This window comes from Jidongwangia harbinensis (assembly GCF_020216025.1).
Classification (GTDB): domain Bacteria; phylum Actinomycetota; class Actinomycetes; order Mycobacteriales; family Micromonosporaceae; genus Actinoplanes; species Actinoplanes harbinensis.
Genome location: NZ_JAIWNC010000023.1, coordinates 16568 through 40326, shown reverse-complemented (window position 1 = coordinate 40326; position 23759 = coordinate 16568). Strand labels below are relative to the sequence as shown.

The window sequence follows — 23759 nt, the reverse complement described above, 5'->3', positions numbered from 1 at the left end:
GCCATGGGACAACACCACACGTTCACGCCCACCGCGAAGGACTACGGGTACACCTTCGGCGGCGCGATGCCGGTGGCGACGCTGCGCTCCGGTGACACGCTGTCCACGTACACGGAGGACTGCTTCGGCGGTGCGGTCACCACCGTGGACGACCTGCCGTCGCAGGTCTGCACCATGCCGTACCTGAATCCGGTCACGGGGCCGTTCTTCATCGACGACGCCGAGCCCGGCGACACCCTCGCCGTGCACTTACTGTCCCTCGTCCCGGCCCGGACCATCGGCGTGTCCAGCACGTTCCCGCACTTCGGGGCCCTCACCTCGACTACGCACACCGCCACTTTGCAACCACCATTGGAGGAGCGGGTGTGGCTGTACGACATCGACGCCGAGGCCGGCGTGGTGCGCTACCGCGCCCGCAACGGCGACTACACCGCGGACCTGGCCTTGGAGCCGATGCACGGCACCGTCGGCGTCGCCCCGGCCGGGTTCGAGGCCCGCAGCAGCATCACCTGCGATGCCCACGGCGGGAACATGGACACCCCGCAACTGCGCGCTGGCACCACGTTGTACCTCGGGGTCAACGTGCACGGCGCGATGCTCAGCCTCGGCGACGGCCACGCCCGCCAAGGCCACGGCGAGGCGAGCGGGGTTGCGGTCGAAGTCGCCATGCACACCACCCTCGCCGTCGAAGTCATCAAAGGCGTACCGACACGGTGGCCACGCATCGAGTCCGACACCGCCATCATGTCCGTCGGCTGCGCCCGCCCCCTGGAAGACGCGTTCCGGATCAGCCAGCACGATCTCGTCGGCTGGACCGCCGAGTTGACCGGCCTGGACACCCTCGACGCGTATCAGCTCGTCGCGCAGGCCGGCACCGCGCCGGTGGGCAACGTGTGCGACCCGAACTACACCATGCTCGCCTGCCTGCCCAAGCCGCTGCTGCGAGGCGCCACCGTCTACGACGGTGCCCACCAGCGGCTGCGCGCCACACCCCAGGCCGCCGCCCCGGGGATCGGTGCGCGATGACCGTGTTCGTGACTGCTGGCAAGGCCCGCACCGTGTCCACGATTCGCCTCGACCCCCGAGCGGTCCTGCCGCTGCACGCCGAGCTGTACCTCCTCGCTCACGACGACGACACCGGCACCCTGCTGATCAACGAACAGGCCCTCGCCCTCGGCCTGGCCGGAGCACTGCTGCTGGAACTGTCCCACAAGGGGCACGTCGCGATCGGCTACATCTACCACAGCGCCCGCCGGCAATGGCAAACCCAACCGGGCCGGCTGACCGTGTACCGACCCGGCCCGACCGCGAACCCACCGCTGGACGCCGCGCTGGCCGCCGTCACACGCACCGTGCGTGAGGACCGCAGCGACGACCAGCTGCGGACGTGGCTGCGCTCGTTCGCCACCCCCGACCTATATGAACGCGTTCGTGCTGCCCTGATCGCCGTAGGCCTGATACAGCGCACCGAACGCCGCCGCCTCGGCGGGCTCGTCAGGACCGAAACCCACCTGCCGGTGCACTACGGCTACGCCGTCCGGGCCCGCGCCCATATCCGTGATGCCGTCACCCACCACCGTCAGCCGCGCCGGAACCGGCACGCGGCGCCCGACGACGAATGCGCCGCCCTGTGTGGCCTGATCGCCGCCCTCGAACTGGCGGAATTCCTCTACGACGGCAGCCTGTCCACCACAGAACTCATCCAGCAGTTGTGGCACATCGTCACCACCCACGAAAACCCGGCCATCGCCGCCGTCGTCCAAGCAGTCGACGCCGGCCGCGGTGACCTCGCCGTGGCAGCGATGCGATGACCCTCCACCACAACCCACCCGCCGCAGCTCCGTCCAGGTGGTGCCCGTCATGACGGGCGTTTCGCCGGACGAGCGGCAGCCTCCCGTGGTACTCGATTCGTCAGTTCCGCATTCGGCTCGGGTGTGGAACTACTGGCTGGGCGGCAAGGACAACTTCGCCGCCGACCGTGCCCTCGCCGAACAGATCATGCAGTCCTTCCCGGGCATCGTCGGTATCGCTCGGGAATCACGACGATTCCTTATCCGCGCGGTCCGGGACCTCGCGGGGGAGAAGGGGATCCGGCAGTTCCTGGACATCGGCACTGGTCTTCCCTGCGGGACAACACCCACGAGGTCGCCCAGCGGATCGACCCCTACGCGCGGATCGCCTACGTCGACAACGACCCGCTGGTGCTGGCACACGCCCGGGCGCTGCTGACCAGCTCACCGCAGGGCGTCACCGACTACCTCCACGCCGACGTGCACCACCCGGACGACATCCTGCAAGGCGCTGAGAAAATCCTGGACTTCGCCGAGCCGATCGCGCTGATGATGCTCGGCATCCTCGGCAACGTCATGGACTACCACCAGGCCCGCACCATCGTCGACCGGCTGGTATCCGCCCTCCCCTCGGGCAGCTACGTCGTGATCAACGACGGCACCAACGTCATCCACCCCGACGAACGCAACGAAGCCACCCGCCTCTCGATCGAAGCCGGCACCCCCTACATCGCCCGCCACCCCCACCAGATCGCCGGCTACTTCCACGGACTGGACCTCATCGAGCCCGGCGTGATCTCCACCAGCCATTGGCGACCAGACCCCGACGCCGATGTCCCGGCCATGGTCGACGTCTTCTGCGGAGTGGCACGAAAACCATGAACAACTCCACTGGTGCGGTTAGCCCCGGAACCGACGCCTTCACCGCGATCTGGCAGACGCACGTACACCTGCATCCGCCTACGGCGCACCCGCCGGGCTGCCATCACCATCCCGCTGCGCTCGGCGCTTGACCATTCGATCGGAGGACACATGTCTCTCAGGGAACTGTTCGGCGAGGAGCACGTCAACGACATGATGACGGCCTGGCCCACCAAGCCGGCAGTCTCCGAGCTCCCGGCCGATAGCCGTCTTCCCGGCATCGCCAACGCCCAGCTTCTCCACGCCTACCTCGACACCGGCACGGCGCCAGCCGACGACATCATCGTGATCAAGGACAGTGCTGCACTGCACCCTCGCGCGTACACGACGGCCAGCCGCCTCGACCCCGCGAAGCTCGCGAAGTGGCGCGGCCGCGGTTACACCGTCCAGCTTCGCAACATCAACCGCTGGTGCCCGCTGTTGCACAGCGTGTGCGCGGCGATCCAGACGGAGACCGGATACGGCTGTCATGTAACCGGCTTCGTCACCCCAGCGGGAGGGCAGGGCCTGAACCATCACTGGGACCAGAACATGGGGTTCATCTACCAGGTGACCGGCCGCAAGACCTGGCAGATATGGGAACCGGCCGTTGAGGAGCCGCACCGCGACCACCTGGCCTGCAACACCCGGCCAGGCAGCAACCTCGTCCGCCACCTCAAGGGCACCCGCCCGGACCACGATCTCGCCCTCGAACCCGGGCAGGTTCTCGTGCTGCCGCGCGGCTGGATGCACAACGCGCACGCCCGCGACCAAAAAGCGGCGAGCACCCACCTGACGTTCGTGGTGCGCGAACGCACCGGCCTCTGGATCGGCGAACAGCTGACCAAGACCGCGATCACCTCGACATCGCTGCGGCGAGTGATCCCACCAGCCAACGTCGTCAACCTCACCGCGTTTGCCGAGCAGGTCGATCAGGCCCGGCACCTGCTGATGCATTGGCTGGCCCACGCCGATGAGGCAACCCTGGCGGCCGACCTGCTCGACAGAGCGCGCACCGAGCGCGACGTGGACTACGCCTGAGGCGACCCGGCGACCCGGCGACCCGGCGACCCGGCGACCCGGCGGCGCGACCAGCCGATCGCCACTACCGACTGATTTCTGTGTACGGGATTTCACCGACGCATCAGGCGTCGGCGATCCATAGATCCGAGGAGGAGTCGTGACCATCACGACCGCCACGCCGGTTGCTACCGGCAAAGACCCCCAGTCCCTCGTCGACCCGGAAACCTTCGGCAAGCTCGCCCGTCACTTCGCCGCCGTGCAGGAAGTCACCCAGACCTACGCCGAGCGAGCGATCGGACAGATGCTGCTGCTGCTGAAGGCGCACGCCGACTCGCAGCACGACCCCGATTTCGGCAGGCTCCTGCCCGACGGCCGGTCGTACCGCGTCGTCCCGACCAACCCCGTCGACACCGCCTGGCACGTGTCGCTGCAGCACACCGAGCCGTACCTCGCCGCCTGTCAGCAGATCGCCGGCGGCTTCGTGCACCACGTGCCGATCCTGACCGAGGGCATGGCAGACGGCACGTCCCTCGAGTACACCCGCCAGGCGTTGCACGCCACCGGTTACCACGTCGATCCAGAGTTCTGGGTCGGTCAGGCGGAGAGCTGCTGCCCGCCGAACCCGGGCGTCTGAAAGGGTGCATGACTGATGCGCAGTGACTGGACCGCCCTGCCCGACGCCGTCCTGACGGCCATCGCGGAGAGAGCCGGCGGCACCCACGCCACCCCAGCCCTCAGCGGCGACCATGCGGAGATCGCCGCGACCGTCACCGGCGATAAGGGCAAGGTGTTCGTCAAAGCGGCATCATCCGATCTGGGCGTCCGCTCACTGCGCTACGAACTGCTGGCGAGTAAGGCCATCAACCAGTCATATGCGCCGGCGATCGAGTGGGACTTCGAAACCGACGGCTGGCTGGTGGTGGGCTTCGAACACGTCGACGGCCCACACGCCGACCTGTCCCCAGCCAGCCCCGACCTCGACCTGCTCGAGGCAACCCTGAAACAACTCCAAGAGACGCCCGCGCCGGGCGGCCGGCCGTGGTTCAGCCCGGCAGCCCGGCTCGGTTTCACTCATCCCGCGATGGACGGCGACACACTCGTCCACACCGACCTCAGCCCCACCAATCTCATCGTGAGCCCCCACGGCCTGCGCCTCGTCGACTGGGCATTCGCCACCAAGGCGGCACCATGGGTCGAACTGGCGCTGCTCGTTCCATGGCTGATCGCCAGCGGCCACACCCCGCAACAGGCTGAGCAATGGCTCGCGCGACGTCCAGCATGGGGCGCGACTAACCCGCAGATCCTGGACGAGTTCGCCTCGCGGAACGCCGCAAAGTGGTCCATCAAGGCCCAACAAAGCACTGCCGGCTGGATACACGACCTTGCCCATTGGACCGGCCACTGGTCGGCGTACCGGCGCAAGAAGGTACTTGAGCGACCCGACTAAACCCGGGGACGGCGCCGCAGACCAAGCGGTCACGGATGGGTCTAATGCCTGCTGACAGATGCCGCCATCGGATACGTCGTCGGTGTATAAAATTGTTGCCGATTTCAAGGATCGATATTTTATGAATGATGACGAGTTGACTGACCCAATTACCGAGATCGCCGAGCAGGTCGCCGACTGTTTTTCGGAGCGCGGTTACGCCTTCGTCGAAGACGACCACATCGAGGCGCTCGCCGAAACATTGAAATGTTTCCTGAAGACGGCCGGTATTCCGGTGCAGGTCCATGCGATGGAAAAAGTCATCGTTCCCGAAGTCCCGCCCCACTTAGCAGGCTATTCCGATCGGCGCTCACGGTAAGCCTGTGCCTTCGGCCCGCGTGGAATCTTCGCGGCCCGCAGGTCGAAGTAGGGGCGTCGCCGAGCATGGCGGTGTGAAGTAGGACGGGACCGACACGTCGGCGTCGGTCCGTGCAGTCCGCCGACCTTGCGCGCATGTGCGGCTTGGTCCGGCCGTAGCGCCGGTGTAACCGGGGTTGCGTTTGTTCCGGTTCGCCGAGCGGGCTTGACGAGGGCGTCCGCTGCGTCGTTCTCAGTTTGATCGTGGCGAGGTGTTCTTGCTTCTCATCGATGCGGTTCCGGTTGTTGCTCACGGTAGACGGTGATTCGTCACGGGGGAGTTGATCTGGGTGTAGTGGTGTGGGTCGAGCAGATGTCGCCGGTGGCACCACCATTGTGTAGGCGGCCATTAATCGACGCCGCCTTCAACATTCGTCCGCGAACTGCTCCGTGGTTCCGCGTACGGCGCGCGCCCGCGGCTCAGCGACTTCGCAGCCCGGCGACGGCGCACGAGAACAGAATCTGGCTCCAGGCGACGGCTGAGGGACGGCGCCCGTTCGGTCTGCTCCCTCGCCTGCGGCTCGAACGAATGCAGCAATGCTGCGGCGGTTGACTCATCGGATCGCTCTCCGCACTTCAACCGGGGTGGTACGTCCATCTCCCGCCCCGATGGGGGCGCGCGTTGCCCGTGACGCCAGACCAGCTACATCACCATCCGGGGCACCCACGGATGACTGATAGGGGGCGCCGGCGACTACCCGCACTCTTGCCCGTGGTCCAGGCGCAGCCCGTTGAGCAGCCGGCGCGACCCGCGAACGTGTCCACACGAACGCTTCGTAGACCTGCTGTGGTGCGCGCGAGCCGGCGCGCCATCGACTAGTTGCGCGACCAGTAGTCGCATGACAGGGTAGGGCTGTGCACGGACACGAAATCCGGCTCATGGGAGCCCACGAGATCAGCACCCGCCTGCACCTCAGCCGACAACGCGTCTCTCAACTCACCAGCCAGTCAAACTTCCCACGACCACTCGCCGACCTGAGACAAGGAAAAGTCTGGCACGCCGACGACGTAGAAACATGGATCAAGCACCACCGGCCCACGCCTAGCTGCCCAGCGTGCCCGGGCGAACCGCGATGAACAAATCTCCTGGTAGGGCCCTCTCTCGGCCGCGCAGTACACCGGTATCTTCGGTGCCACCCCGGTAGTCGCCTCCGCGATGCCGCAGCCTGCAGCAAGCTCGCATGAAGATCAACCGGCAATTCGGCGCAACGCTGCGGGGGTACCAAGTTCGGCGCGGTCGTCGGGATGCACAAGAAGTACCCGCTACTGCTTGAAGTAGGCGGTGCTCTCTGCGTATGCGGGGTAGTAGGACTCAATCGCGATTTCGTCGATCGTGATGTCCATCGGTCCGCTGCACCGACGACTGAGGTCCTACCAAGGATGATCGAATCCGCGAGGGTGGCCATGAACAAGCTCAGCCAGTAACGACGCCGCCAGACGAGTCCCTGCATGCGGGTGCCCGCGATCGGAACCGATCAGTTCCAGAACAGCGGGTCACCGAGGTCCTTCAGTTCGCTCAGCGGCTGCCGGACCGGCGCCGCGGACGAGCCAAGGACAGTGGTGTACCAGCCGGTCAAGTCGTGGATCGCTAAGCGCTTGTGATCCGGCGCCACCAGGACGGTCGCGCCGGCGGTCTTGCTGGCAGGCGCGACCTGTTTCATCGTCACCGAGCCAGCCGCCGGGTCGAGCGTCGCGGTGGCGACGCTGCCGAAGGGTTGTCGGCCTTCACCCTCGCCGGATGAGCAGAACCGCTCGCCGGCTACAGGCAGGCTGAGCGACGGCCCCAACCGGTTCATCAATACGCGCCTGCTTGCACGATGCGCACGCTTGCGTCCAATGCGCCGTGACCCAGAACCGTCCCGCCGTCGCCCGCAGACAGCTTGGGTAAGACCGGATCGACGGCCGCCATCGCCTGCGGCGCGAAACCAGTCGTGAACCCAGACCAGAAGAATGCGCAATGAAACCGAAGGCGCAAAACGGTGGACGCGATTCTGATGTCCACGACAATCTACAGAATCATCACTCACATCCTCACGCCAAGGTCATCAAGTTAGACACGGCCATCTCATAGCGGACTGTCGACCGCCGGGACTGTCTCGAACGCGGCAGGCGGGCAGATGTTCTGGGACGTTATCCGTCGACAAAGGAGTGCAATCATGGAAGAACTTGTCGCACTGATCGTTATTCCGGTAGTCGGGTTCGTGGCGAGGTCGGCCGCCAAGAAGGGGATCGCCGTCCTCAAAGCCAAGGACGTCAAAATCCCCTCGTGGCTCGCGGAACACGCACCATCGCTGGTGGGCGGCGTGGCAAGTGTCGGCGCTGGCGGTGCCATCCATTCCGGACCGCTGGGGGACAACCAGCCCTGACCCACATCGGAGAGCTTCTACGACCGCTCGGGTACGGCAGTCCGCTCTGCGATCACATTGGCACCTGCGAGCGACAGGACGCTTCATCAACCGCCCATACCGGGCGGTGATGACAACGCACGGGTCGCTGATACTGAATTCCAGGAAGGCAGAAATGGTCCATGTCTTCACTGCGAAAGCTCGCGTTCAAAATCGGCCCCATCGGATGACGCTATTCGTCGGTTCGTGACCGCCGGCCTGTGCTCGATCCGAGGGCGAGGCCGAGGCCCTGCGGGCGGCGCGGCGGGCGCCGAGCCAGCCAAACCGTTGGGCCTTGCTGGTGGCTATCAGCGGACCAGTCAGCGCCTCGACGACTATGCCGGCCGCACTCGCGCGCGCGGCGAGGTAGGCGTCGACGGGGCCGACGGCGTGCACCGGCCCGCTCCCGCCGCCGGGCGCCCTTGGCGACATACCGGACCTGGCCACGTTGCCTTAACGAGCGAATACGGTTGCCCTCGATTGGGCCCCCGCTTGGCAGGCGCGGGGCATCCGAAACCGCTTCCGTGTCGAGCCTTGGTTGACCGGTCCAGTCCCGCCACCGCCACGGTGCGAGACTCTGGAAGCAGCCGGCCGTCGACCGAGGAGCTGTTCGCTTGGCTCCTTAGCCGACTGGCCCGCCGTCGTCCTCCACGAAGCCATTCCCAAACAAGTAGGCTCCCTCCCGTCTTTGTCCGGCTCCTTCGGATATGTCGACGTTCACGGTCTCGCCGCGGGCGTCGCAAGCGTGACCAGAAAAGTACAGGCCACCGACCCGGCACATGCAGAACACGCCGCCTTGCTGGTCGAAGGTCTCAGTGCCAGTCGGGGCACGGTTCTCCTGCGGAGAGCACGTGGACTGTGGGTAGGGGCCGTTGCATTTGGGTTTGGCCTGCGCCGCTGGTGCGGACATCACGCCGGCAGTCAGCGCGACACCGGCAAACATTGCCTGGGCGGCCGCCGCCGCTGTGGCCATTGCCGTCATTCTTCTCAGCGGATTCCTTTGGAGATGATCCGGCCTGTTGTTGTTCATGCAGTGTCTCCTGTGCGTGGTCGAAGTCGACGCGCGTGAGTGGGGATCTTTACCTGGCGGCCCGCGGCGTTGGCCCAGACCTGTGGTGCTGTCCTGGGTCAACTGGTGGGTCAGCACTACAGGTGGGATAGGAAGGCTGCCTTCGCCAAGCAGCGGAGCGATTTTGCGCTCCGTGGACAACCGTCCGACGCGTTGTGCACTAGCTAGGATGACAGGTGTGGCCCGCGGTTAGCGCCCAGACCACTCGGCGTGCGCCTATGCCACTTGATCGGCCTTTAAGGGTTACCGCAGGGCCCAAAGTTGGGTTCCCACCGCAGCGATACTTGATCGGCATGGCTGCCTGAGCCACCATGCCGGATGCCGAGACAAAGGCCGGTTTATCGGTTGACAATCTCGTAGTAGCTGCCCTGGACGTACGACAGCCGCCACTCCTGACGAGTCTTGCGCTCTCCGCTGTCCCTGCAGTCCTGGTTTTGAACATCCTCGCACTGTTCGCCGATGCCGTAAAACAGCCTCCGTCGTAAACCGAATGATCTTGCTGAACCGACAGTCGTCGGCGAAAAGATCCACTTTGGTGGTCACCGCCGTGACACGGCCACTGGAACAGTCAATCCGGCTCTGCGAAGTTAAGCGGGGTTGAGGTGTCCGCGGTGCCGGCGGGTGGTCGCGGTGCGGGTACGTAGCCGCTGATTTTCTGGGTTCCGGAAGCCGTAGGCGTCGCGGGCGACGGTCTTGATGACGCGGTTGGTGCCTTCGGAGCCGGCGTTGGTGATACCCGTGGCCAGGAACGCCGAGATTTGCGGCCACCAGGTCTCGATCGTGGTGGCGAGCCGGTGTAGTTCGGGCAGGTCAGTGGCGGCGCAGCGGGTGTAGAAGCGGCGTAGCAGCCGATGGACGTGTTCGCGGTCGGGCTGGGTGCGGGCGGTGGCGAGCAGGTCGAGCAGGTCCTCTTTCGCGTTCCACGTGGCCAGGATCGGGGCGCCGATCCGGGTGGGCAGGGCCTCGAGAGTGTCGGTCAGGCGGTCGACGTGCTTGCCGCTCATCCGGGTCGCCGAGCGGGTCAGCCGGTTCCGCATCCGCCACTCAGGATCGCTGCCGCGGCCACGACGGCCCCGCGCAGTGAGCGTCACCCGGCGGCGGACCTCGGTGACCGCCCGGTTGGCCAGCTGCACGACGTGGAAGTGATCGACGACCAGCAGCGCGTGCGGCAGCATCTGCCGGATCGCGGCCTTGAACACGGTGCACATGTCGATCGCGACCGCCGTGATCTGCTCGCGCCAGGCCGGTGATCGAGCGGCCAGCCAGCCGGTGACCGCGGCGGTGGTGCGCCCTTCGACCTGGGCGAGCAGTCCCTGACCAGCGGACAGATCGCAGAAGCCGACGTGCCACCGGTCCGCGGTCTTGGTCCACGAACCGGCCTTCTCATCCCATGCCCAGTGCGGTTCGCCGCGGCGGACCTCGTCGATGCCGAGTACCGCGACCGGCTCCGGTTCGTCCGGCAACACCCTGCTCGCGTGGGCGGTGAACGCCTGCGCGACGACCGGCCACGAGACGCCGTGATCGCGAGCCGACTGCACGATCGTGCGACCGCCGTCGGCGACTGCCGCCCCGGCCGCCTGCCGCAACCGCATGGTCAGCCTCGACCGGGCCGGCACCTGGGCGACCTGCTCGGTGAACGATTTCCGCGGACAAGCCGCGGTCGGGCAGTACCAGCGCCGTTTACGCCACCGCAGCCGCATCGTCCGCCCGGCGACCGGCAGATCCCGTGGCCGGGTAGTCGCCCACTGCTTGATCTGCGCCGCCCGCCGCCCACACCCCGGACAGCATCGTGCCTGCTCACAACCGGTGGACAGGTCCACCACCGGGACGCCGTCAGCGTCCACCTCGACCCCCTCCACCACCAGCCCATCCAGGCCCAGCAGCCGGGTCGTATCGTTGACCATGCTCGCAGCTCTTCACTTGTGACCATCCGAACTCGACACTCAGATGATCACCGATGGGCTGCGAGCCCCTATGTCCCGGGTCGCCGCCGACTCCGAACCCCGCTCAACTTCGAAGAGCCGTCAATCCACGCCGTCGGTGTCCAATGGGGTTTCCAGGCAGCGAAGAGCCCATTCAAAAACCAACTGATACGGCTGGCTATCCTCGAGAACGGAAGCCGCCAAGAAGTCAATTGTGGCGGCGTGGGCCGATGAAGGAGCACCTACGATTGCCGTCGTGACAACTGCAGCCAAGGCGGCAGTCCCGGCAAGACACCGTTAGAACAGTGCGACGGACCTCCCAGCTAAGCCGAGAGGTCTCGCCACCCATCGTGCCCGTCAGATCAGTCGAAACATAGGGTTGGCGCCGTAGTTCCACTCATACTGAATGGCCCGGTGGTGCTCGCGTCGGGCGGCTATCCTTCGACTGGCCCCAGCCGCTCGACTTGCAGGTAGAGCTGATAGCTGCCGCGTAGGGAGATGTCGTCGGTGTACGGGATCGCCAAGACGCCATGCCCGACGCCGGCGGGCTCGGCCGCAATCAGCGCTTCCGCCCGTTCGAAGGTCAGCTCAAGGATCCAGGGGTTGAAAACGAACGTCGCGGGGTTCGTGGCGCTGCGCACCGTCCCGATGGGACGACTGCCCGAGCTACCGGTGATGCTGGTCAGCGTGGAAGCGGTCTGTATGCCGAGGGAGACGGCGTCGAAGATCCAGTTGTTCGGAGGGAATACCTTCGTGAAGATCTCTTTCGCCCGAGCACCGAACTTGTCGTCAGTGTCCCTTAGCCAAGCGAGCATGCCTTCCCATGCGCTTTGACCGAGATCAAATTCCCAGATGCTAGGCGTGAAGTAGACCACCTCGCCTTCGGTGATCGTGTCGGTGAAGCAGTTCATGGGTGGATAGTCGCGGCCGGAAGGAACTTCCGGACTGATCTCGATTCGAGTCGGCGACCAGATGAAGGGCGGAATCGCAGGAAGGTCGAATACGCGCTTCTTCATCCATGGCTTGTCGTGTGGATATCTGTCCCCATCCCTGAGTCCTCCTTTGCTGGAAGCGCTTCCGCCGACGACTCGGCCGGATTGACCGTTGACGTCACCGATCGTTGCCGACTTACGAGTCGCGGCCTCGTAGATGAGGGTGCCGTCGGAGCGCATTTTCTTGCTGTTCCAGCCGATGAACACCTCGTCGTCTTTGCCGTCAACTTGCAATGCGTGGTCCCATGACTGGTTCTTCACGTCGAAACCGTTGATGCTGATCTGGTAGCGCGCTCGTTTCACCGGAGCTCCTTACATCGATGGTGTTCGCGCATCATTGCCCTGGTCAGAGTTGACGACTGAGGGCCACGCTGCGCTTCGGCGGCTGCCGATTCCGTCTACCAAGCTGTCTGCGGCCACGGCCGGATGGTTCTTGGTCACGGCGGGTCGGAGGCAATGGTGCGCATGCTGCAGGCAGGCGCGTATTGATGAACCGGTTGGCGGTCCCTCAGCCGAGTTGCAGCCGGCCGGCGATGGCTGTGCGGCGATCCCAGCGGCTGCGGCCCAGACGCTGCGGCGGGGCCCGTCGGTGCGCAGCACGGCCGCAGTGCCGGCAAGTGCGCCGAGTCCGAGCAGGTATGCCAGATGCCACATCTCCTGGCCGAGTGGTTGCCGGGGAAGGATGCCTTGGTTGGATGCGAACCAGACCGGCCACAACGCGAGCCAGGTCCTTGGCTGCACCACCTCGGGCGGACCGCCCAGCGTAGGGCCGATGTACTCGGTGAAGTGGTAGTACAGGGCGATGGTGCCGAGCCACAATGTGAGCGTGGTCAGCGGGAGCAGGCCAGGCCAGGGCAGCCAGCGGGCGACTGCGATGCCGAGTAAGCCCGCGCCGAGCACGAGCGTCGGCACCTGTAGGTACTCCACAGCGGTGCGCTGGTACACCCGCTCGCTGGCCAGAGGGGTGTGCGCGGTGGTGAACTCGCCGAGCACCAGCAGCAGTGCCGCACCGGGGAGTCCACGATGACCGGGCCGCGCACCAACCCCACGATGGCGCCCACCGTGCGTTGCCGGCCGTCGACGGGGGTGGCGTCTAACGGCTCCCGGACTCGCGATCGATAGGTGGCGGCGGTGACCAGGTTCGCCGCCACGAATGTCACCGGCGCGTAGACGTGCACCAGGCTGAAGGCCAAGACCATGTAGGCGCGGTTGGCCGGTGGGTCGCCCTCGTGGTTGATCAGCAACGTGACGTCCCATGTGAGGATGTAGAGCATCGCGATGGGATACGCGGGGTGGCGCAGCATCTGGCGTGCCTCCACCGCGCCGAGTCGCCGTGCGGCCGGAGTCGTCATCGCCCGTCTCCTTCCCCTGCCGGCTGGCGTGCCCACTGTCACCGTGTCTGCAGCCAGCCAGCAGCCGCGGTGACCAGGACGGCCACCGCCACGGCAATGCACAATGTCCGGCGCGGTCCCCGGGTGTGCAGAAGCGATGCGACACCGGCCAGGGCTCCGAGCCCGAGCAGGTATGCCAGGTGCCACATCTCCTGATCGAGCGGCTTCCGCGGCAGCATGCCGACGTCCAGCGCGAACCATGCCGGCCACAGCGCGTACCAGGCCGAGGCATGCACCGAGTCGGCCACGGTGACGGGATACATCGCGATCGTGCCGAATCCGACCACGAGCACGGTCAGTGGCAGCACGCCGGGCCAGGGCAGCCAGCGGGCCACCGCGATGCCGAGCAGCCCGGCGCCGAGCACTAGGGCCGGCAACTGCAGGTATTCCCACGCCGTACGGGGGTAGACCGCGTCGTTGCGCACCGCGGTGTACGGAGTGGCGTACCCGTCGAGCACCAACAGCAGCGCGGCGGCCGCACACCCGACCAGCACCGGGCCGCGCAGCACGCCCAGGATCGCGCCCACCGTGCGCTGCCGCTCATCGACCGGCACGGCGTCCAACGGCTCGCGGACCCGGGACCGAAACGTGGCCGCGGCCACCCGGTTGGCAACCACGATCGTCGCCGGCGCGTAGACGAGCAGCACGCTCAGCATCACGATCAGGTAGGCCTGGTTGGCTGGCGCACCCTCATCGTTGACGACCATCGCGGTGCCGAACGCCACGATGTACAGCATGGCCATCGGATAGGCCGGGTGCCGCAGCATCCGACGCGCCTCCACCGCGCCGAGTCGCCGCGCGGCCGGAGTCACCTGCCGCGCCTTGCGCACGGACATCGACCTGTCTCCTTCCTGCCAAGGGCTCAGCGCGTCTGTAACCAGCCGCCGGCGGTGGCCGCGACCACGGCGGTGACCGCGGCCGTCCACAACGCCCGGCGCGGTCCGCGGGTGTGCAGTAGCGCCACGACACCGGCCAGGGCCCCGAGCCCGCACAGGTATGCCAGGTGCCACATCTCCTGATCGAGCGGCTGCCGCGACAGCATGCCCTCCTCCACGGAGAACCACACCGGCCACAGCGCGAACCAGGTACGGTCGTGCACCGCGCCGGTCGTAGGCTGGTACGTCGTGACCGTGCCGATCCATGCCAGGAGCACGGTCAGCGGCAGCGCGCCGGGCCAGGGCAGCCACCGGGCAACCGCGATGCCCAGCAGACCCGCTCCCAAGACGACCGCGGGGACCTGCAGGTGCTCCAGCGCCGTGCGCTGGTACACCACATCGATGGGCCGCTCCGGGTGCGCGATGGTGAACTCTCCGATCACCAACAACAGTCCGGTGATCGCGAAACTCACCAGGACCGGACCGCGCAGCACGCCGATGATCGCACCCGTGGTGCGCTGCCGTTCGTCGACAGGTGTGGCGTCCAACGGCTCACGGACCCGGGACCGGAACGTGGCCGCGGCCACCCGGTTGGCGACCACGATCGTCACCGGAGCGTAGACGAACAGCAAGCACAGCAGCACAAGCGCATACGCAAAGTTGGCGGCTGGGCCGGTCTGGCGGTTCCAGACGACCTCAACGGCAAAGACGACGAGGTACAGCATCGCCACCGGGTACGCCGGGTGGCGCAGCATCCGGCGGGCCTCTACCGCACCGAGCCGCCGCGCGGCCGGACTCATCATCGACTGCCTCCTTCCCGCTGGCCGGCGTGCCGCAGTCACCGTGTCTGCAACCAGCCAGCGGTCACGGTCGCCAGTACCGCCGCCGCCGCGGCAGCGCACCATGCCCGGCGTGCTCCGCCGGTGCGCAGCATGGCCGCGACACCGGCCAGGGCCCCCAGGCCGAGCAGGTACGTCAGATGCCACATCTCCTGCCCTAGCGGCTGCCTCGGCAGCATGCCAGAGGGCGCGTTCGAGGCCATCCAGACCGGCCACAAAGCGAACCAGGTGCGGTCGTGCACGGTGCCGGTATAGGTAGACCAGTACATCGTCTCCGTGCCGAACCACACCAGGAACACGGTCAGTGGAAGCGCACCAGGCCAGGGCAGCCACCGGGCGACCGCGATACCCAGCAGACCCGCACCCAGGACGACGGCGGGAACCTGCAGGTACTCCAGCGCCGTGCGGTGGTACACCACATCGATGGGCCGCTCCGGGTGCGCGGTGGTGAACTCTCCGATCACCAGCAACAGTCCGGTGATCGCGAAACTCACCAGAGCTGGTCCGCGCAGCACGCCGATGATCGCGCCCGTGGTGCGCTGGCGCTCGTCGACAGGTGTGGCGTCCAACGGCTCGCGGGCCCGGGACCGGAACGGGGCCGCGGCTACCCGGTTAGCGGCCACGATAGTCGCGGGCGCGTAGACGAACAGCAGGGTGAGTATCACGACCGTGTACGCCTCGTTGGCGGGCGGGCCCGTCTGTCCGCTCAGGACCGCCTCGACGACGAAGACGGCGATGTACACCATCGCCACCGGGTACACCGGATGGCGCACCATCCGGCGTGCCTCCACCACACCGAGCCGCCGGGCGGCCGCGGTGGCGATGCTCATGCCGTCGCCTTCACCACAGGCTCGGACGAACCCACCAGGAGTAGGTAGCCGTCCTCGATCGATGGCTCGACCAGGGTGGCGCCGGGCGGTGGTGAGCCGACCTGTCGTAGCCTTCCGTCGCTGGTGCGCCAGGCCAGCCGGGCGCCGGGATCGCGCTGCTCGGAGCGCCACACGCGCCCAGCCGCGGCGGCGGCCAGTTGCTGCGGGTTGCCGTCGAAGCGGATGCTGCCCTCGTGCAGCACCACCAGCCGTGGGCAGAACGCCGCCACATCTTCGGTCTGGTGTGTGGACACGACCACGCACCGGTTCTCGGCCAGCGTCGAGATCGTGTCTCGCAGGCGTAGCCGCTGCTCTGGATCCAGGCCGGCGGTCGGCTCGTCCAGGATGAGCAGCCGTGGGTCGCTGAGTAGGGCCTGGGCGATCATCAGGCGTCGCTTCATGCCGCCGGACAGGCGCCACACCCGGCGCCGCGCGTGCGTGGTCAGGCCCATGGTTTCGAGCACCCGGCGAACCTCGTCGTGCCGGGTGCGACGGTCGGTCATCTCCTTGAGGATGGCCACATAGTCGACGTACTCGAAGGCAGTGAAGCCGCGCGGGAAGCCGGTCTCCTGCGGGACGTAGCCCAGCCGGCGGCGGATCGCCACCTGCGCTAGCGGGTCCCGCGCGTCCCGGCCGAGCAGCTCGACCCGCCCGGCGTCGGCCTGGGCGACGGTGGCCAGCACGCGCATCAGGGTCGTCTTGCCTGCGCCGTTGGGGCCCAGCAGGCCGAGTACACCGGTGCCGACGTCCAGGGTGACCCGGTTCAGGACCCGGCGCCGCCCGTAGCTCTTGCTCACCTCAGTTAGCCCGATGTCCGTCACCAGAAGCTCCTTGTCCGTCGGGCGCCGACCAGCGCGAGGCACACCGCGCCGAGGACGATGGCCGAGGACAGCAGCTGCACCGTCGGGGAGAAGGCGCCCAGCACCGACCCGGTGGTGATCCGCGCCGAGGCGACCCCGCCCATCCACAGCGCGGCCAGCCCGCCGATCGCCGTCTGGACGCCGACCAGCCGCTCGGCGACCAGGCCGAGGGCCGCCAGGGCGAGCCCGGGCAGCAACCACAACGCCGCCCCCGCCGTGCCAGGCAACACCAGCCCGCCCACGACCAGCAGCAGGACCGTCATCGGCAGGACTGGAAGGCACCGCAGCAGCACCAGCCGCAGCCGGGGGTACGGCGCGGCCGCCACCACCTCGTGCATAGAGAACACGCCCGGTCCGTACGCCAACGCCACCCCGGTCAGCGGGGCCAGCGGAGCCACCGTGAGGAACCAGAGAGCCATCGGACCGTCCATCTCCCGCGCGGCGATGGCGAAGCCGGCCACCAGCACGCAGCCGGCCACCCACGCCCGGCGCGCCGCCGAGGCCCCAGTGGCCAGCCGCGCCGCCGACGGCGACAACCCCAGCGCGATAAGCAGCCGTTCGAACGGAGACGTACGTGGCCGGTCCAGCCGATCCACCGTGCCGGCCCAGGCCCGGGCTATCAACGCGGCGTCGGCATGCGGCGCGATCGCGGCTCGGCAGCTGGCACAACCAGTCAGATGCTGCTCGACCGAAGCCGCGCGGGCCTGGTCGAGGCCGCCCCCGGCGTACGCCGCGAGCAAGGCGTCGTCAGCGTGCCAGACGGTCATGACAGCGCCTCCCTCAACAGCAGCCGAGCGCGGGCCATCCGGGTCTTGACCGTGCCCTGTGGGATTTGCAGGAGGCGGGCGGCCTCCCGGGTGGTGAGGCCGTCGAGCACCGTGGCCTGCACCACGGCGACTAGGTCCGGGGACAGCCGATTGAGCGCCGTGGCCACGTCGGCATACTCCACGCGTACCAGAACCTGCTCCTCGGCCGAAGCCACAACAGGATCCGGAACTCCAGCCAGCGGACAGTGCCGCGGACGCTTCGCGAGTAGATCGATCATCCGGCGTATCGCGATACCCCACAGCCAGGCGCCGACGTCCCCCTCACCGCGCCACCGGCCAGCGCCACGCCACGCCGCGACGAACGTCTCCTGCAACGCCTCAGCAACCACGTCGTCGTCCACGCAACGCCGCCGCAGGCGAACCTGCAGCCAGGACGCGTGCCGAGAGTAGAGTGTCGCCAGCGCATCGCGATCGCCCCGGGCGATCGACCCGATGAGAGCAGCATCGTCGGCCATGTGGCCCTCCCCACCCGTTCTGCCCAGTCTGTCTGCGTCACCGCACGAGCGGTTCATGAACAGGCGGCGGGGAATCGTGCCCCAGGAGCACCTCACGACAATGGGGACAGCCCTCGAACGGGACGAGGTTGAGCGGCGACCAACACCGAGCCGGGGTCTCCGAATACGACGGACCGAGCGGCCGCTGTGGCGCTGAGCGGGCCGTCCTGGATGCCTCGGCTGCCTCGCCGCTTGGAACCGCGCTCGATGACCGCCGAATAATGGGGTAGCGCTCCTTGCAGCCCTGGTTGGCAGTAGAAGGCTTCGATGCCGTAGTGGGATCGGAAGGCGGTCCACCGGGCCGTTTCTACTCGCTGGCGGGAGAAGCCGAGTACCTGGGCGACCGCGGCTTTCAGGTTGTCGTAGCGGATTTTGTCGGTCGGGACGCCGCCCAGCGTGGTGAACGCGTGGATGTGGCCTTCCAGGAACGCCTCGGTGCCGCCCGAGGCGAAGATCCGGTGCACCGTCTTGCCGGAGAACGACAGCCGCAGCGAGAACAACATGCAGGTCACCGGCTCACCCCGCAGGTTGATCACGATCTCACCGAAGTCGGCCTCAGCTTCCTCGCCCGGCCGGTGTGTCTGCGGGAGGAACACATTGACCGGGCCGTGGCCGGCCTCGGCCCGGATCTTCGGCTTGCGTTCGGCGACGTAACCGCGGACCACCTGGTAGGAGACGGCCTGCATGCTGTGTTCGTCGATCAGCCGATCGAAGATCCGTTTCGCGGTATGCCGCTGCTTGCGCGGCGCGTCCAGGTCCGCCCGGAGGATGTCGTCGATGACGGTCTTGAACGGATCCAGCACCGAGGGCCGTGGCGGCAAAGGGCTTGCGTTCGCGCGGCCACGCAGACGCCAGAGCATCGCTGACCGTGTGCCGGCTGACCCGATACTTGGTCGCGATGGCCCGTCCGGACATGCCCGCCCGCGAGTCCCTGCGGATCGCCGCGAACAGTTCGACCTTCGACATCCGCGGCATCGGCGGACCTCCGTCCCGACCAGCCGATGCTTCCACCACTCTCGGTGGCGCTGAAACTCGCTGACATCGAATCCACCCGATCGGGTCCGCCAGCCGGTGGCGCTCAAACTCGGTATCAAATCCAAGGTCAGGGCCCATACGAGCGATCCAGAGCGTGAGAACATACATGCCGATCAAGGAGGCAAGGTTTGATCCGGCTGCGCGGGCTTAGCATCAAGCGAAAGGCAGTGCAGTCTTGGCTCGGCTGGCCCGTGCCCGCTGACCTGCGCGTCGTCTCCAACGACGAACTGACAAAACTGATCAGCACTGCCGAGCAGCGCGGATTCAGTCGACAGGCAAAGGACTTCCACCCGCGAGGTCAGGAGATCTTCGCCTTACTCCCTTACTGGTACGAGGGCACCCCGGAGGCTTCGTGGAGGTGCTTGGTCGTCCACGTCAACGACTGGAACCCACCGACTGGGTCCCGGCCCGAGATTGCCTTCGGTCGCCTCGACATCGCCTTGGCCGACTTCAATGCCCTCCGGCGGGCCAGACGGCGACAACGAGAACAGCTACTCCACTGGACAGTGTGGCTCGCCTACAGCCGCGGAGCGGTCCGCGCGAGTGGCGCTGAAACTCAGCGACACGAAGCCGACCCGAAGACTGGTGGCGCCGAAACCGGCTGACACGCGGCGTTCGAAGTCGCTTAAAAACTCATTGAGTCGGTTCGTCCGCTACGAGTCTGGCAACCGTCTCTCGGGCCTGAGCTCCCATGCGCTGGCGGGACCGGGTGCATCCGTGCCAGCGTGATTCCTGACTGCCAGATTGGGCAGGCGCACTCGTGCGGGCCACATGGGGTCGAGCCTTGCCTCCAACCCCTGGCCGTTTGGGGCTGACCTGGCTGTTGCGACGCCGCCCGATGGTTAACGCGAATCGGCGGCGACGCCGGCACAGCTATCACCCGGCAGAACGGTAAGCGGGTGCAACGCCGGAGCTCGAACACTGGCGCCTTCCTAGGCGCCGACGGCTGCAGTCCGTAGGCGCGCAGGTTTTGTCGGTCGGCCAGAACTGCACCAGGCAGGAATCATCGGAATGTGTCGATCCGGGGACGCGAACCCCACCGGCGACGACAGGTATTAGGGGCCGTGGGGCGCCCGCAGGGACGGACTCTTTTACTCGGCCCGGCGCCGGCTCCGCGCCGCGGAGGGGGAGGGGGGAGGGGGGCACAACCTCGCAGCTGACCCGTACTGCCGAGCCGATGCCGGGCCGGCGTGCTCCGTACGCTCCCGGGCGATTGATCGCGCCGGCGACTCGGGCGGTGGGGCACCGAACGATGAGACAACCCTCCAGAATCGGTCACGGCCCTCCAGAGTTTGCGCGCGCCAGTGCGGATGTGGTTCGGCAGGTCGGCGACGCGGGGTCGTCGAGAGCGGGCGCAATGCCCGGCAACTGCAACTACCGCCGCGCCCGTCATCGGGCCCTGTTCACCGTCCGGACGGGACCGACACCGTGCTCCGCTCTATGCGTTCACTCTCTGGGGCGTCATGATGACGGAATGAGACAGCGGTCGATGCTGTACGGGCTCCCATCGGTTACCGTGCTGTCCGCGTTCGCGATTCTCGGCTTCCGTTTCGACTGGTGGAAGGCGTTCACCGATCCGGGCGAGGGCGTCTGGCCCTGGGTCGAGGTGATGAGCTGGATCGTCGGTATGACGACAGGCACCCTGTCGCTGATCCTCTCGTTCCGAGGTGCGGGTGTCCCGGCCCCGGCGCCTCCCGCCACTGCGACAGCGCCGACCCGCGACCCGACCCTGCTGGACCGCGAGAAGGAGTACGACGGCCTGTACGACCTGTTTAAGCGCGACCTGCCGCCGGGTGTGGTGCGGGTGGTCGGCCTGGCCGGATTCGGCAAGACAAAGGTCGTCGACAGCGTGCTCGGCGATCTGGAGAAGGCCGGCGTGTCGCTGACCGTGTACCGGCACGTTCTAACTCCCGGGCTGCGCTTCGACGTCCGCACTCTAATTGGTGATCTTGAGGGTTTGGATGAACCGGCGGAACTTCATCCCGGCGAGACCCGACTCGCTCGTCTGCGGCTCGCGCTGCGCAACGCCGGGCTGACCCGCATCGTGATCGTGATCGAGAGCGCCGAGCATTTGGCCGTCCCGGACGGGCGGCACCACGTCGACCTCCAGGTGGACGAGGCGCTGGAGGCGATCTACCGGCACGAGCTGCATCGCGCCACGGTTGTCCTGGTCAGCCGGGACGCCTTGGATTCGTCCGGCCCGCGGCTGTGGACGCAAGAGTCGGCGACTTCGATCGGCAAGCTGCCACGCGCGGAGTTCAGGAAGTTCCTGACGGATCGCGACGCGGAGTTCGGCAAGATACCGGAGGCACGGCACGCCGTCCTTTACGACCGGCTCAACGGCAATCCGCGATGCGGCCAGCTGATGCTTGCCATCGTCGCGCTCGCCGAACCAAGCCGCGCCCTCGGGATCAACGTGGTCGCGGACACCATCGTCGGCCTTGATCCGCTGACCATGCCACGCCGGCTCGCCGGAATCCTGGTGGAGAACCTCGAGGACCTTTCCCGTGAGGTGATCGAGGCGGTGGCCGCTTTCCGGACGACGATGGACGCCGTCGCGATCGCCGCGACCATCACTGCGCCGGTCGCCCCGTCGGTGGTCATCGCGACCCTGCAAAGGTTCGAGAAGCACGAGCTCGTCCGCCGGATCGATGACGGGTATTGCCTGACGTTCGCCGACGCCGATTGGTTCTTGCCGGTTGCCCCGGCGGCACGGTCCGCGCTCCTGCGTCGGGTCGCGGAGGTGCTGCGGTCGCGGCTGCCGGCAGATCCGCGCTCGCTCGACGACCTGCGCATGCATTTCGCGTATGTCGCGGTCCTGATGGAGGGCCGGCGCTATCCGATGGCGTACGCTGCGATGGAGTCGATGACCGGTGTCCTCAAGCGGTGGAACTGTGGTCATCTGCTGCTCGCCGAGCGGAAGACGATGCAGGGCAAGATCGGCATCCCCGGCTTGGAGATGCTCAACGACAACGAGCTGGGGCACGCGTACGCGTCGGTCGGCGACTTCGACGCGGCGAACATTGCCTACGGGCGGGCGCTGGACGAGGCCAACAAGCTAAGCCACCCCGAGATCTCGGCCACGATCCGCTACAACTTCGGCACCTACTACTGGCTGTCCGGGCGCGCCGACCTCGCCTACAACTACTACGAGGAGGCCCGGAAGGAGGCGCGCCAGCAGCAGTTGCCGGCGGTCCTGCGAGCCGCGCTGAAGGAATTGGCCGAATGCCACCACCGCTGGGGTCAGTACGACCGCGCTTTCGCCCGTGCGAACGAGGCGCTCGCCCTCGCCGACGGCGAGCCGATCGGGCTGCTGCTGCGGATCGCCCGGTGGCGCGTCGAGACCGGCGACACTGGTGCGGCGGGAGACCTGATCCGGCGTGCCCGGGCAGCTGCCCGCGACAGCGAATGGCATCTGGCCGCCTGCCATGAGGCCGAGGCGGACCGGCTGCTCGCCACCGGGTCCTTCGGAGGTGCCGGCGACGAGGCGGCCACCGCGCTGGAACAGGCGGTGCAGACCAACAACGCCGTCGTGGTCCTTCAGGCTCGCACGACTCTCTGCTGGGCTGCCCTCTACGCCGGGAAACCGGAGGAGGCCCGCCGGCACATCGAAGATGCGGAGCCGTACCGGGCGCCGCGAAGCGCCCTGGCAGTGCCCGCCCTGAACGCGCTGCTGCACCAGAAGTCCGACCCCGCCAAGGCGGCGGACCTCTTCCGGGATCTCGCCGACGAGGCCGGGGAACGGGTCCGGGACGAGAACGACCGCGGCGCCCGCGACATGCTGGGATTCGCGATCGCCGCGCTCTCCCCCCAGCCGGAGGCGGCCCTGGAATATCTGGTCACCCCCGATTGCGGCGCCTCGGTCCTGCGTGCGCGCCGCGATTTCCTCTTGAACACGCTTGCGGGGTACGCGCAACCGCCCGGCCGCCTGCAACCGTTGCTCGACGCCCTGGCCAGCAACTCCTCACGCCCCACGGACTGAACTCCCTTCCCCCGGCAGCCAGCCGAGCTCCTGGGCTCGCAACACCGCCTGCATCCGGTTGCTCACGCCCATGTCCCGGTAGATCTGCTTGAGGATTCGGTACATCGCCCGCTCCGAGTAGCCGGCCGTGTCCGCCAGGTCCGCCACGGTGGACCCCGCTGCCAACCGCCGCAGCCACGACAGCCGCTCCTCCGACAAGGTCGCCGGTCCGGCCTGCGGTGCGTCGGCCAACATGGACAGCAGTTCGGCGGGCAGCACAGCCTGCCCGTCCGCCGTGGCCTCCACTGTTCGCAACAGGGCCGCGGGACCCGCCGTACGCAGCAGGACCGACCGTGCGCCCATCCGCACCGCCCGGATCGCCGCGGGGTGCAGGTCCTGCAGCACGGCGATTACCGCGACCTCCGGCATGTCGCGCAGCGGGACCAGCAGCCCCCAGTCGGGCCCGGCGAGCAACGTCAGCAGGACGACGGCGGGACGGCGGGATTCCGCCCAGGAGCGTACGTCCTCGGGAACCTGCACCTCGTGGCCGGCCGCGGCCAGCACCGTCGCCGCTCCCTGGCCGAACAAGGGGAGCGGGTCGAGCACGGCGACATGCAGCACCGGGGAAGGCTAGACATCCGCGGACCGGAACGGACAGAGCGGCGCGCCTAAATAGGCAGTGGCA

Annotated in this window: 23 protein-coding genes and 1 pseudogene; 10 read left to right on the top strand and 14 right to left on the bottom strand. The window is 67.4% G+C overall.

Annotated features, from left to right (window positions below; all coding sequences use genetic code 11):
- Positions 1 to 3: 3 nt before the first annotated feature.
- The 7 genes and pseudogenes from LDL48_RS25990 to LDL48_RS25960 all read left to right on the top strand — a co-directional run bounded on the left by LDL48_RS25990 (position 4) and on the right by LDL48_RS25960 (position 5518).
- Complete coding sequence (locus LDL48_RS25990; protein ID WP_225257844.1) at positions 4 to 1026, top strand: acetamidase/formamidase family protein; 1023 nt, start codon at positions 4 to 6, stop codon at positions 1024 to 1026.
- Positions 1023 to 1811 (top strand): GOLPH3/VPS74 family protein, encoded by a 789-nt coding sequence (locus LDL48_RS25985; RefSeq protein ID WP_225257843.1) that lies wholly within the window; start codon positions 1023 to 1025, stop codon positions 1809 to 1811. Before LDL48_RS25990 ends, LDL48_RS25985 begins: the two co-directional genes overlap by 4 nt.
- Positions 1812 to 1860: 49 nt before the next feature.
- Positions 1861 to 2672: pseudogene (locus LDL48_RS25980) on the top strand (SAM-dependent methyltransferase).
- Positions 2673 to 2822: 150 nt separating this feature from the next.
- Complete coding sequence (locus LDL48_RS25975) at positions 2823 to 3731, top strand: JmjC domain-containing protein (protein WP_225257842.1); 909 nt, start codon at positions 2823 to 2825, stop codon at positions 3729 to 3731.
- A gap of 139 nt (positions 3732 to 3870) precedes the next feature.
- Entirely contained in the window at positions 3871 to 4347 is a 477-nt protein-coding gene (locus LDL48_RS25970; RefSeq protein WP_225257841.1) for a glycine-rich domain-containing protein, read from the top strand.
- A 15-nt stretch (positions 4348 to 4362) separates the two neighbouring features.
- Positions 4363 to 5160 (top strand): phosphotransferase, encoded by a 798-nt coding sequence (locus tag LDL48_RS25965; RefSeq protein WP_225257840.1) that lies wholly within the window; start codon positions 4363 to 4365, stop codon positions 5158 to 5160.
- A gap of 121 nt (positions 5161 to 5281) precedes the next feature.
- Positions 5282 to 5518 (top strand): hypothetical protein, encoded by a 237-nt coding sequence (locus tag LDL48_RS25960; protein WP_225257839.1) that lies wholly within the window; start codon positions 5282 to 5284, stop codon positions 5516 to 5518.
- A 1513-nt stretch (positions 5519 to 7031) separates the two neighbouring features.
- Here LDL48_RS25960 and LDL48_RS25950 read toward each other — a convergent pair.
- Together LDL48_RS25950 and LDL48_RS25945 are read right to left on the bottom strand one after the other, a co-directional pair.
- Positions 7032 to 7352 (bottom strand): hypothetical protein, encoded by a 321-nt coding sequence (locus LDL48_RS25950; protein WP_225257838.1) that lies wholly within the window; start codon positions 7350 to 7352, stop codon positions 7032 to 7034.
- A complete protein-coding gene (locus LDL48_RS25945) occupies positions 7352 to 7558 on the bottom strand; it encodes a hypothetical protein (protein WP_225257837.1) in 207 nt (68 codons plus the stop codon). The genes LDL48_RS25950 and LDL48_RS25945 overlap by 1 nt, the downstream gene beginning before the upstream one ends.
- A 154-nt stretch (positions 7559 to 7712) precedes the next feature.
- On the opposite strand from LDL48_RS25945, the gene LDL48_RS25940 reads away from it, so the two are divergent.
- The gene (locus LDL48_RS25940) at positions 7713 to 7922 is read left to right on the top strand and encodes a hypothetical protein (protein ID WP_225257836.1); all 210 of its coding nucleotides are present in this window, start codon (positions 7713 to 7715) and stop codon (positions 7920 to 7922) included.
- Positions 7923 to 8562: 640 nt separating this feature from the next.
- On the opposite strand, the gene LDL48_RS25935 is transcribed toward LDL48_RS25940, so the two are convergent.
- The 11 genes from LDL48_RS25935 to LDL48_RS25885 form a co-directional block, all read right to left on the bottom strand.
- Positions 8563 to 8970 carry a hypothetical protein gene (locus tag LDL48_RS25935; protein ID WP_225257835.1) on the bottom strand — a complete coding sequence of 136 codons (408 nt, stop codon included), beginning with the start codon at positions 8968 to 8970 and terminating at the stop codon, positions 8563 to 8565.
- Positions 8971 to 9596: 626 nt separating this feature from the next.
- Complete coding sequence (locus LDL48_RS25930; RefSeq protein WP_225257834.1) at positions 9597 to 10913, bottom strand: ISL3 family transposase; 1317 nt, start codon at positions 10911 to 10913, stop codon at positions 9597 to 9599.
- A gap of 452 nt (positions 10914 to 11365) precedes the next feature.
- Positions 11366 to 12226 (bottom strand): hypothetical protein, encoded by an 861-nt coding sequence (locus tag LDL48_RS25925; protein WP_225257833.1) that lies wholly within the window; start codon positions 12224 to 12226, stop codon positions 11366 to 11368.
- A 9-nt stretch (positions 12227 to 12235) separates the two neighbouring features.
- On the bottom strand, positions 12236 to 12916 hold the full coding sequence (locus LDL48_RS25920; protein ID WP_225257832.1) for a hypothetical protein: 681 nt from the start codon (positions 12914 to 12916) through the stop codon (positions 12236 to 12238).
- 397 nt (positions 12917 to 13313) lie between these two features.
- Positions 13314 to 14150 carry a hypothetical protein gene (locus LDL48_RS25915; RefSeq protein ID WP_225257831.1) on the bottom strand — a complete coding sequence of 279 codons (837 nt, stop codon included), beginning with the start codon at positions 14148 to 14150 and terminating at the stop codon, positions 13314 to 13316.
- 26 nt (positions 14151 to 14176) lie between these two features.
- Entirely contained in the window at positions 14177 to 14992 is an 816-nt protein-coding gene (locus LDL48_RS25910) for a hypothetical protein (protein WP_225257830.1), read from the bottom strand.
- Positions 14993 to 15027: 35 nt separating this feature from the next.
- Complete coding sequence (locus tag LDL48_RS25905) at positions 15028 to 15858, bottom strand: hypothetical protein (RefSeq protein WP_225257829.1); 831 nt, start codon at positions 15856 to 15858, stop codon at positions 15028 to 15030.
- Positions 15855 to 16718 carry an ATP-binding cassette domain-containing protein gene (locus LDL48_RS25900; protein ID WP_225257828.1) on the bottom strand — a complete coding sequence of 288 codons (864 nt, stop codon included), beginning with the start codon at positions 16716 to 16718 and terminating at the stop codon, positions 15855 to 15857. Before LDL48_RS25900 ends, LDL48_RS25905 begins: the two co-directional genes overlap by 4 nt.
- Complete coding sequence (locus tag LDL48_RS25895; RefSeq protein WP_225257827.1) at positions 16715 to 17524, bottom strand: zf-HC2 domain-containing protein; 810 nt, start codon at positions 17522 to 17524, stop codon at positions 16715 to 16717. The genes LDL48_RS25900 and LDL48_RS25895 overlap by 4 nt, the downstream gene beginning before the upstream one ends.
- Positions 17521 to 18039: an RNA polymerase sigma factor gene (locus LDL48_RS25890; RefSeq protein ID WP_225257826.1), complete on the bottom strand. Its 519-nt coding sequence runs from the start codon at positions 18037 to 18039 to the stop codon at positions 17521 to 17523. Before LDL48_RS25890 ends, LDL48_RS25895 begins: the two co-directional genes overlap by 4 nt.
- A 92-nt stretch (positions 18040 to 18131) precedes the next feature.
- Entirely contained in the window at positions 18132 to 18938 is an 807-nt protein-coding gene (locus LDL48_RS25885; protein WP_225257825.1) for a hypothetical protein, read from the bottom strand.
- Positions 18939 to 19241: 303 nt separating this feature from the next.
- On the opposite strand from LDL48_RS25885, the gene LDL48_RS25880 reads away from it, so the two are divergent.
- Both LDL48_RS25880 and LDL48_RS25875 read left to right on the top strand, forming a co-directional pair.
- Positions 19242 to 19718, top strand: coding sequence for a hypothetical protein (locus LDL48_RS25880; protein WP_225257824.1), 477 nt, complete (start codon positions 19242 to 19244; stop codon positions 19716 to 19718).
- A gap of 911 nt (positions 19719 to 20629) precedes the next feature.
- On the top strand, positions 20630 to 23095 hold the full coding sequence (locus tag LDL48_RS25875) for a tetratricopeptide repeat protein (protein WP_225257823.1): 2466 nt from the start codon (positions 20630 to 20632) through the stop codon (positions 23093 to 23095).
- Here LDL48_RS25875 and LDL48_RS25870 read toward each other — a convergent pair.
- Positions 23078 to 23695, bottom strand: coding sequence for a helix-turn-helix domain-containing protein (locus LDL48_RS25870; RefSeq protein ID WP_225257822.1), 618 nt, complete (start codon positions 23693 to 23695; stop codon positions 23078 to 23080). The genes LDL48_RS25875 and LDL48_RS25870 overlap by 18 nt on opposite strands.
- Positions 23696 to 23759 lie beyond the last annotated feature (64 nt).